This is a genomic window from Vicinamibacterales bacterium, assembly GCA_036504215.1.
GTDB lineage: Bacteria > Acidobacteriota > Vicinamibacteria > Vicinamibacterales > Fen-181 > FEN-299.
The window spans coordinates 25,207-38,395 of the sequence record DASXVO010000002.1 but is presented as its reverse complement, the minus strand read 5'-3'; the positions used below and the strand labels follow the sequence as shown (position 1 = coordinate 38,395).

13 protein-coding genes and 1 riboswitch are annotated in these 13,189 nt (G+C 65.8%); of the genes, 5 read left to right on the top strand and 8 right to left on the bottom strand.

Annotation, left to right across the window (positions count from 1 at the left end):
• Positions 1-94: 94 nt before the first annotated feature.
• Positions 95-1,555, bottom strand: coding sequence for an alginate export family protein (locus VGK32_00320; protein ID HEY3380175.1), 1,461 nt, complete (start codon positions 1,553-1,555; stop codon positions 95-97).
• A gap of 229 nt (positions 1,556-1,784) precedes the next feature.
• On the opposite strand from VGK32_00320, the gene VGK32_00315 reads away from it, so the two are divergent.
• Entirely contained in the window at positions 1,785-2,339 is a 555-nt protein-coding gene (locus VGK32_00315) for a hypothetical protein (GenBank protein ID HEY3380174.1), read from the top strand.
• A 505-nt stretch (positions 2,340-2,844) separates the two neighbouring features.
• Here VGK32_00315 and VGK32_00310 read toward each other — a convergent pair.
• Entirely contained in the window at positions 2,845-3,492 is a 648-nt protein-coding gene (locus VGK32_00310) for a class I SAM-dependent methyltransferase (protein ID HEY3380173.1), read from the bottom strand.
• Between the two features lie 180 nt (positions 3,493-3,672).
• Positions 3,673-3,789, top strand: a riboswitch (FMN riboswitch).
• 136 nt (positions 3,790-3,925) lie between these two features.
• Here VGK32_00310 and ribD point away from each other — a divergent pair.
• The 4 genes from ribD (at position 3,926) to ribE (ending at position 7,571) form a co-directional block, all read left to right on the top strand.
• Positions 3,926-5,116 (top strand): bifunctional diaminohydroxyphosphoribosylaminopyrimidine deaminase/5-amino-6-(5-phosphoribosylamino)uracil reductase RibD, encoded by a 1,191-nt coding sequence (ribD, locus tag VGK32_00305; GenBank protein HEY3380172.1) that lies wholly within the window; start codon positions 3,926-3,928, stop codon positions 5,114-5,116.
• Between the two features lie 56 nt (positions 5,117-5,172).
• Complete coding sequence (locus VGK32_00300) at positions 5,173-5,805, top strand: riboflavin synthase (GenBank protein ID HEY3380171.1); 633 nt, start codon at positions 5,173-5,175, stop codon at positions 5,803-5,805.
• Positions 5,802-7,007, top strand: a complete 1,206-nt coding sequence (locus VGK32_00295; protein ID HEY3380170.1) for a bifunctional 3,4-dihydroxy-2-butanone-4-phosphate synthase/GTP cyclohydrolase II — start codon at positions 5,802-5,804, stop codon at positions 7,005-7,007. Before VGK32_00300 ends, VGK32_00295 begins: the two co-directional genes overlap by 4 nt.
• An 87-nt stretch (positions 7,008-7,094) precedes the next feature.
• The gene (gene ribE, locus VGK32_00290; protein HEY3380169.1) at positions 7,095-7,571 is read left to right on the top strand and encodes a 6,7-dimethyl-8-ribityllumazine synthase; all 477 of its coding nucleotides are present in this window, start codon (positions 7,095-7,097) and stop codon (positions 7,569-7,571) included.
• A gap of 67 nt (positions 7,572-7,638) precedes the next feature.
• On the opposite strand, the gene VGK32_00285 is transcribed toward ribE, so the two are convergent.
• The 6 genes from VGK32_00285 to phoU are packed head-to-tail and all read right to left on the bottom strand — an operon-like array spanning position 7,639 to position 13,039.
• Positions 7,639-8,418 (bottom strand): phosphate ABC transporter ATP-binding protein, encoded by a 780-nt coding sequence (locus VGK32_00285; GenBank protein ID HEY3380168.1) that lies wholly within the window; start codon positions 8,416-8,418, stop codon positions 7,639-7,641.
• Positions 8,415-9,176: a phosphate ABC transporter ATP-binding protein gene (locus tag VGK32_00280; GenBank protein HEY3380167.1), complete on the bottom strand. Its 762-nt coding sequence runs from the start codon at positions 9,174-9,176 to the stop codon at positions 8,415-8,417. The genes VGK32_00285 and VGK32_00280 overlap by 4 nt, the downstream gene beginning before the upstream one ends.
• A complete protein-coding gene (pstA, locus tag VGK32_00275) occupies positions 9,173-10,057 on the bottom strand; it encodes a phosphate ABC transporter permease PstA (GenBank protein ID HEY3380166.1) in 885 nt (294 codons plus the stop codon). Before pstA ends, VGK32_00280 begins: the two co-directional genes overlap by 4 nt.
• A gap of 29 nt (positions 10,058-10,086) precedes the next feature.
• Positions 10,087-10,980 (bottom strand): phosphate ABC transporter permease subunit PstC, encoded by an 894-nt coding sequence (gene pstC, locus VGK32_00270; protein ID HEY3380165.1) that lies wholly within the window; start codon positions 10,978-10,980, stop codon positions 10,087-10,089.
• Positions 10,981-11,007: 27 nt separating this feature from the next.
• On the bottom strand, positions 11,008-11,931 hold the full coding sequence (locus VGK32_00265; protein HEY3380164.1) for a phosphate ABC transporter substrate-binding protein: 924 nt from the start codon (positions 11,929-11,931) through the stop codon (positions 11,008-11,010).
• A complete protein-coding gene (phoU, locus tag VGK32_00260; protein HEY3380163.1) occupies positions 11,912-13,039 on the bottom strand; it encodes a phosphate signaling complex protein PhoU in 1,128 nt (375 codons plus the stop codon). The genes VGK32_00265 and phoU overlap by 20 nt, the downstream gene beginning before the upstream one ends.
• Positions 13,040-13,189 lie beyond the last annotated feature (150 nt).

Here is a 13,189-nt window from a genome sequence, read left to right as displayed (position 1 = left end):
CCCCTCATCACATCCTGCGCTGTCGTGTCACCGGGAGAGAGGCCGCGAACGGGCGGCCTCGTCTGCTCAATAACCCATCCGAGCGGCACTGCGCTCAGAACTTGAGGGTCCACATCACGTACGGCGTCCAGATCCGCTCGACGTCGGTGGACTGCGTGACGAAATCGCCGCCGACCAGCACGGCCAGGCCGAGCCCGATCGAGAGATCCTTGGTGACCGTATAGGTCCCGAAGATGTCCGGTTCCCAACCGAGATCACGGCTCGTCGCCTTCTTGTTGGTGACGACCTTCGAACCCGACGAACCGTACCAGGCGTCGTTCACTGTCGCCAACTGCAGGCGGTTCAGCGCGGTGTTGACCTTCAGCTTCGGCGTCGGCGATACCTCGAATTTCACCGCCATGTGCTGCATGTTTCGCCAGCCCACGTTGTCGCCGAGCCCCCACTTGCCGTGGGTGCTCGCGTAGAGCTGATCGAACGTCTGTTTGGTGCCGTCCTTGGCGTTGTCGTCGCCCGACGCGTAGTTGTACTCGACGCCGAGCTTCGGCTTCATCCGCGATTTGCCGATCGTCCACGTCACGCCCTCGTGCGTGGCCCACGCGGACAGGCTGTCGGCGGCCGAATGCCCGCGCTGGACGGCGGTATCGGCCTCCCACGCGATCGTCTTGCCGACCGGGCCACCCAGGCGCACGCCGGTCGTGTAGACCCGCTGATCACCTTTGGTCCCGGTTTCGCCGGTGGCCGTGTAGTTGCTCTTCCCGACCATATAGCCGTCCACGTAGGCGAGAGGCTTCACCTTGTCGAACGTCACCCATGTGCCGAATGCACGCTCGCCGTATTTGGCGCGCGAGAACGCATTGGGCGTCACGTCGACGGGCGCAGCGCCGAACACTTCCACTTTCACGCCGGGCCGGTAGGCTGCGAGGCGGACGGCCTCGTAGGTACGACCGACGTTGCCCCAGTCCGGGCTGGCCACGAGGCGCCCATCCGCGAACGTCATCTCCTGGCGACCGACGATGGCCGACACGCCGCGGGCGCCTTTCTTGCCGAGTTCGACGTAGGCCATGCGGAGGTCGAGGCTGTTCTGCATGCTCTTGGGCGCCGGCGAGGTCGCGTAGGCCCCAATGCGCGAGTCCTGGACCTGCACGGTCGCCTGCATCCACGGCGTGGCTCTCACCATGGTGGTGAGGCGGAACCGGTTCATGACGTAGCTGTCGTACTCCGCGCCCTTCGTGGCGGGCGGGCGTACAGCCTCGACGCGACTGCGGTCAACCAGGGTGACCGTCAGCCACTTCGGCCAGGTATTGTTGACGCGGGCGAAGCCGACCTTCTCCGGCGGCTTCGGAGCGGGCTTGACGGCGCCAGTCTTCTTGGGCTCTGCAACTCCGGCAGCGGGCGTCGCCGCCGCCTTCGTGGTCGCGGCCACGGGAACCGGCTTGGCCTGCTGCGCCACCGCCTGGGCTCCCGATACCTCCGGCTTCTGCTGCGCGCTCAGCTGAGCGGCACCGAGAATGAACGACATCGCGACCACGACCGTGGGAATAGCTCTCGTACGCATAACCAACCTCCACCCTGACCTGACTCCGGCACGAGAAAACGTGCACCCGACGCGTGATGATCGAGTCATCCTCGCAATGGTAGAATCGACCCGTCGTGTCCATTCTTGAGTCGCTTCTGATTCAAGTTGGGCTCCGTGGCGCCGATTACAGACAATGCAGGCGGTATCGGCACGCTTCGCCCGACTTGCAGGCTGTGCCGCGTACGCCGGAAAGAAGCGGAGGATGGCTATGAGGAGAGGTTCCGTATTGGCGTTCGCGCTGTTGGCGGTTCTTGGCTGGACGGCTTCTACCCTGGCTGCGGCAGCCATCGACCCCGCCATGCAGGCGAAGGTCAATGAGCAGGTGAAATACGTCCAGAGCTGGGCCAACGATCCCACGATCGTCAACGCGGTCAAGGCGATCAACGCGTCGATGCCGGCCGCCAACAAGGCCATGACGCAGGAGAAGTGGACAACGCTGACGCCCTTCGATCCGTTCGTCCTGTCCTTTTCCAGCAACCCGGTCGGTCTGCTCCTGAAGGCCAAGAAGAACCAGGTCATCAGCGAGGGGTTCGTATCGGCCGCCGACGGCAGCAAGGTCGGATTCCTGCAGAAGACGACGAGCTGGATTCACAAGGGCAAGCCGAAGCACGACGTGCCCATGACCGGGAAGACGTGGCAGGGTGAGGTGGAAACCGATCAGTCCACCGGTCTCCAGCAGATCCAGATCGCGGTGCCGGTGCTCGACGGCGGCAAGCCGATCGGCTCGCTCGTCGTCGGTCTCCAAGTGGCCCGCCTGAAGTAGGTCCCCAGTTCTGCGCTGGAACGGGGTCGGAATCAGTATCCGGTCCCGTCCAGCCCTCGCCTTCCACGACGGTGCCAGGCCCCTCAATCCCTGCACAGCGTCGGTCTCCCATTCTTCGCCATCCACAACGTGCCCCGTCCGACGGCGATCCGCTGTTTTGACCGACCGTGAACCGAGTTCGGCATCCGGAAAGAGCCGAATGCCCAGGCCCGCACGCTGCCGCGGCTAATCGAAACGAGCGTCGACCGCTTCGGAGCCGGACTCCTGCGCGTCGGACGCCGGCTGCCCTTCCGGGGTGTGTTCGAGGTCGATGGCAAGCCGATCCGCGATCGAGAGGACAGGTTGAGGCAGCCGTTCCTCGTGGCGCCAGTCACCGTTGGACGGAATTCACAGTCGGAAGCCGCCCGGGATCGCTTCCATTTCTCTCACGGATGGGTGACATCCGCGTGTGATCCGGAGCTTCACGCCCGCCCCGCGGCGTCCGTAGCACGCAGGCCGCGGTCCGCTAGAGCGCGACGTCGCCCCTGATCGGGCGCGGCTTCAGGACGATGATCAGGTGGCTGGAGATGTTGTCGATGAGCTTGGTCATCTCGTAGCCAGCGCCGGTCGCGTGTCCGAGAATCTGCTCGCGCGTCCAGAAATGGCTCGCCCGCGCACCCTGGGCGGGGTCGAGGTCGATGATGGCCACGCTGCCGCCCGGCCGCAGGTATTTCCTGAGGTTCACCAGCCACTCGACCGGACGATCGAAATCGTGGAACGCGTGCACGACGACCACGAGTTGCAGGTCGCGCCGCGGGAACAGTGGGTCGTCAACGACTCCCTCGACGGTATGGACGTTGGAGAGGCGCTCCCGCCTGGCGTCCTCAGCCAGGGCATCCAACGACCGTTTGCTGATGTCATTTGCGTAGACGGCACCCGCCGAGCCGACCCGCCGAGCCATGGGCAGCGTGAAATACCCCTCGCCAGCACCGGCGTCGCCCACGATCATCCCCGGCGCGACCCCTACGGCGTCCATGGCCCGGTCGATGTCGAGGTGCCATCCGTCGGCCGACGCGACTCGGGGCGCCACGGCGCAATACACGGTCGAGCCCACGCCGGCGGCAAACACCAGCGCGAAGCTCCAGAACAATCCCACTCGTACGGCGCGACGCATGTGTCTTCCTTTCGACAGAGTGGCCGACCGAACAACCGGCGGCTGCAAACGAGAGACGATCATCTCGATGCCGGGGACGTCATGGATTCATTCGTTCTGCATCCACGGGGTGTGACATTTTCCTTACAGCCAGCCCCCTGACCTTGACATGCCTCGCCCGCGGTCGGTATCGTTGAACAGCCACAACTTCGGGGCGGGGTGCAAGTCCCCACCGGCGGTAGAGCCCGCGAGCCCGCAAGGGCAGATCCGGTGAGACTCCGGGGCCGACAGTCACAGTCTGGATGGAAGAAGTTGGGGTGCTTCGATGGCTGCCGCCTGCGCGTCGGCCGGCCCGTGGGCCGCGCCGCGTGTGTGACTGCCGCTCGTCGTTCACCCGCCTTCATCTCAACCCCGAACAACCTGACGCGCGAACGCCAGCAGGCCCGAGGACTCGGTGGACGATCGAGCAGCACGCGACGACCTGTCGTTCATGAGAGAGGCGCTACACGTTGCCGGACGGATTCCGCGGCGGCCGTGGCCGAATCCTCCGGTCGGCGCGCTCGTGGTGCTGGACGGGCGGATTGTCGGACGGGGTGCGCACCATGGCGCCGGCGCCGCCCACGCCGAGATGGTGGCGCTCGATCAGGCCGGACCGCGAGCCCGCGGCGCCACGCTCTACTGCACACTCGAGCCCTGCAATCACCAGGGCCGCACTCCGCCCTGTGCGCCACGCGTCGCGTCGAGCGGCATCGGCCGCCTCGTCGTCGCGGTCATCGATCCCAACCCGCATGTGGCGGGTCGGGGCCTCGATGTCGTGCGTGACGCGGGCATCGAGGTGACGGTCGGAGTCGCCGCTGAGGAGGCGCTCGAACTCGTCTGGCCCTTCGTGATCACCGCGGCGTTCGAGCGGCCGTTCGTCGTACTGAAGACCGCGACATCACTGGACGGGCGCTTCGCCCCGACCTCCCGACGTGCCGAGGGGGGGCCGGCCTATCTGACCGGCCCGGAAGCCAGGCATGACGTACATCGGCTCAGGCGCTGGAGCGACGTCGTGCTCGTCGGCAAGCGCACGAAGGAAGTGGACGAGCCGCAACTCAACGGCCGCCTGACCACTGACTGCGACGCATGCCCCGCGGCGGAACCGCTGCCTGCATACGTCGATACAGACCTGACGCTCACCGCTGGCTGGCCGGGGCGAGCGCACTGGGTATTCGCCGGCGTCAGCAGTGCGCCAGTCGATCGTCAGCAGGACGTCGAGCGGCAGCACGGAACCGTCGTCCTCTGCGACGAGCGCGACGGCCACGTGGCGCCAGAGGCCCTCGTCGACGCGTTTGCGCGTCGGGGTGGACACTGCCTGCTGATCGAGGGCGGGCCGACGCTCGCCGCCGCCTGCCTGCAGGCTGGGATCGTCGACCGCTGCATCTCCTACGTGGCCCCGCAGGTGCTGGGGGACGGCGTCTCGTGGCCCTCGTGGATCATGCCGGGCGATGGCGCACACGCCGCAACGCTGTTCACGCTGACGCGCGTGATGCGGTCCGGGCCGGACGCGAAGCTCGTGTTCGACCGGGCAGACTTCGCACAAGCGTTGGCACGCGTGTCGGGAGGGGTCGGGACTGTTTTTCAACAGTCGATCACAACTCCGTAAGGCACGGAGGAGAGAGCCGCCAACCGGCTCCCCCTCACGTGGAGTTCAGGCACACGATGTTCACTGGCCTCGTTCGGGAGATCGGCACGGTTGAGGAGATCGGCTCGCGCTCCGGCGTCACCGCGCTCGGAATCTCCGCTCCGCGCACTGCCGATCAACTCGCCATCGGCAGCAGCCTCGCCGTGAACGGCATCTGTCTCACGGTAACCTCGCTCACCGGCGCGCGGGTCAGCGTGGACGCGTCCGTCGAGACCAGACGTGTCACCACGCTCTGCCGCTGGCGAGTGGGTGATCGCGTCCATCTCGAACCGTCGCTGCGGATCGGCGATGAGGTGGGCGGCCATTTCGTCCTCGGACACGTGGACGGCACCGGCCGCGTCGTGCGGCTGGAGCGGTCGCACGGCGTCGTTCGCATGACCGTCCGCGTGCCCGCGCGGCTCACGACGCAACTGCTCCCGAAAGGCTCCATCGCGGTGGACGGAGTGAGCCTGACGCTCGACGCGGGCCCCTTCCGCGGCCAGTTCACCGTCACGCTCGTCCCCCACACGCTGCGCGCGACGCGCTTCGACGAGCTACGCGTGGCCGACGAGGTCAACATCGAGGTGGATGTGCTGGCGAAAGCGGCGAGCCAGCCGCAACTTGCCCAGCTGACGATGCGGTCGATTCTCGACAAAGGATGGCAGTGGTGAAAGCACTCGATACGATCGATGCGGCGCTCGACGCGCTCCGGCGCGGCGAGATCATCGTCGTCGTGGACGACGAGGACCGGGAGAACGAAGGGGACTTCGTGCTGGCCGCGGACAAGGCCACCGCTGACGCGATCAACTTCCTGAGCAAGCACGGGCGGGGCCTGATCTGCATGCCAGCGACGCGAGAGCGCCTTCGTGCGCTCGAACTCCACGCGATGGTCACGGAGAACACGGCGCCGCTCGGCACGTCCTTCACCGTGTCCGTCGATGCCGCCGACGGGATCTCGACTGGGATCTCTGCGGCCGATCGTGCCCACACCGTGAGGGTCTTCATCGATCCGGCGACACGGCCGCGCGACCTTGCGCGCCCCGGACACCTCTTTCCGCTCGAGGCGCAGCCGGGCGGCGTGCTCCAGCGCGCCGGTCACACCGAGGCGGTGGTCGACCTGTGCCGGCTGGCCGGCCTCTACCCGGCCGGTATCCTCTGCGAAATCATGGACGAGGACGGCTCGATGGCACGGCTGCCGCGACTCCGGCAGGTCGCCGACCGGTTCGGCCTGGTGATGGTGTCAATCGCCGACTTGATCGCCCATCGGCGACGCCACGAGAAGCTGGTGCGTCGGGAAATCGAAGTGACGCTGCCCACCCGCTACGGGCAGTTTCGGCTGCTCGCCTACAGCACATCGGTCGACAACGCGGTACATCTGGCGCTCGTCAAGGGCGCGGTCGAGCCGGACACGACCGTGCTCGTGCGCGTGCACTCGGAGTGCATGACCGGCGACGTGTTCCACTCGCTCCGATGCGACTGCGGCGAGCAGATGGAGGCGGCCCTTGCCGCGATCGAAGCGCGCGGCACCGGTGTGTTTCTCTACATGCGACAGGAGGGCCGCGGCATCGGCCTGCTGAACAAGCTCAAGGCGTATGAGTTGCAGGACGAAGGCAGCGATACGGTCGAAGCGAACCAGCAACTCGGCTTCCCCGCCGATCTGCGCGAGTACGGCCTCGGTGCTCAGATTCTGCACGACCTCGGTGTGAGCCGAATGGAATTGATTACGAACAACCCGCGCAAGATCGTCGGCCTCGACAGCCACGGCCTCGAGGTCGTGAGCCGCGTCCCGCTCGAGGTGCCGGCCAACACCCGCAACATCGAATACCTGCGGACGAAGAAGACAAAGCTCGGACACCTGCTCGAGCAGGTGTAGCGGGCCTGGAGCCGGGGGTCGGGCAACAGTCGGAAGTCGGGGCCAGGGTTCTGGAATTCCGCAGGCATGACAAGGGAGACGACGCATATGGGCACGGTGTTCGAAGGACGGTTTGACGCACGGGGACGCAAGGTGGCGCTGGTGGCGTCGCGATTCAACGACTTCTTCACGAAGGAACTGCTGGCGGGCGCCGAGGACTGTCTCCGGCGTCACGGGGTGGCGGAGAGCGACGTTGATGTGGCCTGGGTACCCGGCAGCTTCGAGATCCCGATTGTGGCGCAGCGCCTCGCGCGCACCGGGCGTTACGGAGCTGTGGTCTGCCTGGGCTGCCTGATCCAGGGCGACACACCCCACTTCCACCTGATAGCGGGCGAGGTGACCAAAGGCATCGCGCAGGTCTCGCTCGAATCCGGCGTGCCCGTGGTGTTCGGCGTCATTACCGCTGAGACGCTGGAGCAGGCGATGGAACGCGCGGGGACCAAGGCGGGCAACAAGGGATTCGACGCGGCGGCCACGGCGCTCGAGATGATCGACCTTTGCGCGTCGATCGACGGGACGCGGTAGAGGATGTGGGCGGAACGGAGAGCGGCACGACGCGAGCGTCGTCGCGGCCGTCCCGGCCGCGGCGTCTCTAGCCGTATCGTCCCTCGATGTAGTCCCCGGTCCGCTCGTCCCGGGGCGTGAGGAAGAGGTCCTCGGTTCGGGCCATCTCGACGAGTTCTCCCATCAGCATGAAGGCGCACTCTCTGCTCACGCGGCGAGCCTGCGCCATGTTGTGGGTCACGATGAGCATGGTGTAGTGCCCGGCGAGCGTCGCCATCAACTCCTCGACCGCGAGTGTCGCTTCCGTGTCCAGGGCCGAACACGGCTCGTCCATCAGGATGACCTCGGGCTTCAGCGGCAGGAGGCGGGCGATGCACAGTTTCTGCTGTTGCTCGAGCTGAAGCGCCGTCGCTTTCAGGTGCAGGCGATCCTTCAGGTCATCCCACAGGGACACTTCGCGGAGCGCCTTCTCGACGGCCTCGTCCAGGTTCTTCCTGCGGAGCGCGGCGAGGCCGCTGTGGACACGGAGGCCGAAGACCACGTTTTCGTAGACGGAGATCGGCAACGGATTCGGCCGCTGGAACACCATGCCGACCGACTTCCGCAACTCCACCAGCGAGACATCCGGCGCGTAGATGTTCTGTCCGAGAATCCGGATCTCCCCCGTCGTCTTCACCGACCCGTAGCGTTCGTTGATCCGGTTGAAGCACCGCAGAAGCGTGGTCTTGCCGCAGCCGGACGGGCCGATGAGCGCCGTGATGTGACCGTGTCGGACGTTCAGCGTGACGTCCTTCAACGCCTGGAACGTCCCGTACCACAGGCTCAGGGTCTTGGTCGCGATGCTGTAGTCGGCGCGGGTCTCGCTCATCCGAAGATTCCGCTGACGTAGTCGTACGTCCTCGAGTCGGCCGGGCGCTCGGAGAAGATCACCTCGGTCCGGTCGATCTCCACGAGTTCGCCGTTCAACAGGAACGCCGTGCGATCCGCGATCCGTCGGGCCTGCTGGACCAGATTCGTCACGAGTACAATCGTCATCCGATCGCGAAGTTCCTTGAGTACATCCTCGATTCGCATCGTGGTGACCGGGTCGATCGCGATCGAGAACTCATCGAGGCACAGCACCTCGGGTTCGTGCGACAGCGCGCGGGCGATGGTGAGGCGCTGTTGCTGGCCGCCGGACAGTTTCGTACCCAGGTTGTCCAGCCGGTCCTTCACCTCGTCCCAGAGGGCGGCCTGGTGCAGACACCGCTCGACGCGTTCGTCGAGCGTCCGACGGTCGCGGATACCGGCCATCCGTGGCGCGAACGCCACGTTGTCGTAGATGGACAGCGGCAACCCGACCGGCAGCGGCGCCACCATGCCCACCTTGCGCCGGAGAGCGAACACGTCGCGCACCTGGCGCACGTTCTCGCCGTCGACCGTCACGGTGCCGGTCACGACCGCGCCCGGCACATCGTCGATCGTGCGGTTCAGGGTCCGCAGCAACGTGCTCTTGCCCGACTGCGCGGGGCCAATGATGCCCAGCACCTCGTTGCGACGCACGTCGAACGTCACGCCCTTCAAGGCCTCGCGCTGCCCGTAGCGGACGCAAAGCCCGTCCAGCGCGATCATCGGGGCGGCGGTCACCACTTCCTCCGGCCGCGCAATCGCACCCGCACGGCAATCGCCGCGGCGTTCACGATCAAGACCGTCGCCAGCAGGACGACCGCCGTGCCGTACGGCAGTGCTGGCGGCACATCCGGCACCTGTGTCGAGATCGTGAACAGGTGCATCGAGAGCGCCATGCACTGATCGAAGGGGCCGTAGGCGAAGAGGCTGCCGGGTTCGATCGCCTTGAAGAACACCGCGCCGGTGAACATGATCGGCGCGGTCTCGCCGGCGGCGCGCGACACCTGCAGGATCACGCCTGTCAGGATCCCGCTGATTGAATTCGGGAGCACCACGTGGCGGATCGTCTGCCAGCGGGTCGCCCCCACGTTCCAGCAGGCCTCGCGAAACGCCTTCGGCACGGATGCGAGTGCTTCCTTGGTGCTGGCGATGATCACCGGCAGCGTCATGATGGCGAGCGTCAGGGACGCCGCGAGAATGGACTTACCCAACCCTGCGAACAGCACGAACGCACCGAGCCCGAATAGCGCGTGGACGATGCTCGGCACGCCTGCGAGGTTCACGACCGCGAGGTTCACGACCCGGGTGAACCAGTTGTCCCGCGAGTACTCGTTCAGGAACACCGCCGCCAGCACCCCAATCGGTGTGGCGATCATGAGTGAAATCACGACAAGGTAGATCGTGCCGACCAGCGGCGACCAGATTCCGCCCGCCCGCATGCCGTTCCTCGGATTCTCGAGCAGGAAGTCCAGCGAGAGGATCGGCCACGCCTCGTAGAACAGGTAGGCCACGATGAGCAACAGCGGCACCACCATCATCAGCGTCATGGCCAGGAAGACAGTCCTGGCGGCGAGTTCGCTGACCGATTTGCGGCGCGTGAAGGAGGTGGCTTGGAACACGGGAACCTATGCGGCAGCACTCAACGACGTCACCGGTTGCGAATCCCGCGGACGACGAGGTCGGCCGTCAGGTTGACCACAAACGTGATCATGAACAACAGAATCCCGATGATGAACAACACCTGGTAGTGATCCGAATGCACGGGCGCCTCGCCGAGTTCGGCGGCAATCGTGGCAGTCAGCGTCCGCACCGAGTCCATCACGCTCGTCGGAATCTTCACGGCATGGCCGGTTGCCATCAGCACGGCCATCGTCTCGCCGACGGCGCGGCCGACGCCGAGCAGGACCGCGGCCAGCAGGCCGTTCTTGGCGGCCGGCAGCAGGACCCGGTGGACCAGTTGCCATCTGGTCACGCCCAGCGCGAGCCCCGCTTCGCGATACGAATCGGGCACCGCCTTGAGCGCGTCCTCGCCGATCGACACGATGATCGGGACGCTCATCAGCGCGAGGATCACGCCGCCGTTCAACACGTTGAGGCCGATGGGAGCGCCGAACAGGCGCATGATCAGCGGATTCATGACCGTCAGGCCGATGAATCCCCAGACGACCGACGGGATCGCGGCGAGCAGTTCGATGACGATCTTCAGCGTTTCCTTGGCACGGACTCCACAGAACTCCGAGATGAAGATCGCCGACCCGATGCCGAACGGCACCGCGATCGCCATGGCCAGCGCGGTGACGCCGGCCGTCCCGGCGATCAGCGCGAGCACGCCGTACCGCACGTGGCTTTGCGACGTCGGGTACCACTCGACGCTCGTGAAGAACTCGCGGGGATTGAACCCGTGGACCAGGAAACCGGCGCCCTCCCGGAAGACGAAGAAGAATATCCCGAAAACGAAGACGATGGCGCTGATGCCACATAGGCGAATCAGCGCTTCAATCCCCTTCTCCACCACCAGTTCCCAGCGTCGTCGATGCTGCACTGACGCTCCTGCCCCCTCTCGACGTGACTACTTCGCCGTGTCGCCGCCCCGCGGCAGCGGCACGTAGCCGCTCTTCACAACAATCTGCTGACCGGCGTCCGAGTGCACCCAGTCCATGTATTTCTTCACTCCACCGGACGGCTCACCTAGAGTGTACATGAACAGCGGGCGCGCGATCGGGTACGTGTGGTTCAAAGTGTTCTCCACCGTCGGCGCGTAGAACTGGTCCCCCGCCTTCCGGGCAACGTGCAGCATCTTCACCTCGGGCGTGGCATACCCCATCCCGCTGTACCCGATCGCCTGCGGCGTCTTCGACACCAGTTCCACGACGTCCTTCGAGCCCTGCATGTCACGCGACCCGAGCTTGAAATCGCGGCCCTTGCCGAGGACCGCCTCTCGGAAGTAGGCATACGTGCCGGAATTGGACTGGCGACTGACGCGGATGATCTCATCCGCCCCGGCGGGCATCTTCACGCCGAGTTGCGACCACTTCGTCACGGTCTCGCCTTCACCGTAGATCTGCGCCAGTTGCTCGAACGTGATGTCCGTCATCGGGTTGTTCTTGTGGACGTAGACCGCGAGCGCGTCGTAGCCCACCTTGAACTCACGCGGCTCCTTGCCCGTGTTCTTCTTGGCCTGCGCGACCTCCTGCGGCTCGACGCTGCGGCTGCAGTTCGCAATGTCGACCGTTCCCTCGATCAGGGCCGCAATGCCCGTTCCGGATCCCCCGCCCGACACCTCGACCGAGACGCTCGGGTCGACTTTCGCGTACTCCTCGGCCCACGCCTGAGCGAGATTCACCATCGTGTCCGAACCGGTGTCCTGGATCACGTTCTTCGACGGCGCCTTGCCGCGCGAACAGGCGGCCGATACGGCCAGGAGACACACCACGAGCGCGACACCTGCCGCCCGGAGCGGGAGGCGTCCACCGTCACTTCTGAGCTTGGTCATGGGTCGGGTCATCCAATATGGCTTGAACGAGATCTCGAATGTGATCGTTGAGCGATTCGAACGCCGCCTCGTAGGCCGCCGTGACATCGGCGGGCCTGCCTCGGCTTTCCGACGGGTCCGGGACGTACCAGTCAATCCCGAGCGTCTTCGACGGCCGCTGCGGAATCGCCTTGTGTGCCTCGGTGCCGAGCCCAACCACCAACTGGAGTTCGTCGCGACTGGGAATGCCGTCGAGCGCCTTCGACACCTGATGTGACGCGTCGATCCCCTTGTCGGCGAGGAACTGGATCGTCTGCGGATCCACCGGGCCGGCCACAAGGCCCGCGCTGGCAAAGGAGAACCGTTTGGGGCCCAGCCGGTTCGCAACAGCCTCCGCCATCTGGCTCAGGCAGCTGTTCGACTCGTCGACGAACAGGACGCGGAACCCCTCACGTGCCTTGTGGCGCTGGTACTCCCCGGTGGCGAAATAGAGGGCCTCTTCGCAGATGTTCGTCGCCTGGTCCGACACGCGCTCGAAACGGCGCGCGACGGTGATCATCGGGGGCAGCGCCTCGAGCGGCAGCCGGCCCTCCTGGCGCCATTCGACCAACTGGGCGTTGATGGCGTCGCGAACCTGGTTCACATGGGGTTCGCTCGCGAGCGTCGTCCGGGCGAGGTCCGGGTTCTTCTCGAGAAACGCCCGCATCGCGTTGTGCAGCATGGGAATCGCCAGGTTGGCAATCTCGCTGTACTTGTCGGTCGGGATGTCGTAGGGCAGGGAACTGGCGAGCAGCACCTGGCGCGCGATGCTCTCGGCGTAGTCGCCGATTCGCTCCAGCGCGCCGACGATCTTGCTCGTCGCGTACACGAAGCGAAGCAACCCGGCGGCCGGCTGGTGGCGAACGATGAACTCGACGCAGAGCTTGTCGAGTTCGGTCTCGAAGGCGTCCACGTCCTGGTCGCGAAGAATGACCGAGTAGGCCAGCTGACGGTCCCCTGTCAGGAACGCCTGCAGGGCCCTCGTCAGCGCCCGTTCGTCCAGGGCCGCCATCTCCAGCAATTTCCGCCGGAGCAGTTCCACGTCGTGCTGCAACAACGCCTCGAGATGCGGCGTCGATGGTGTCGTCACGGTCAAATCCCCCGCCAATTCTCTACCTCATTTGAGCGCCCTGACACAAGAACTATTGGCACGCGCAGACCACGCCGCTCCCTATAGTGACAGTGTCACGACGGTGTAACAAGAGGCAGGTTGCGCGGGCCGCGGAGACCGGCAGGAGGG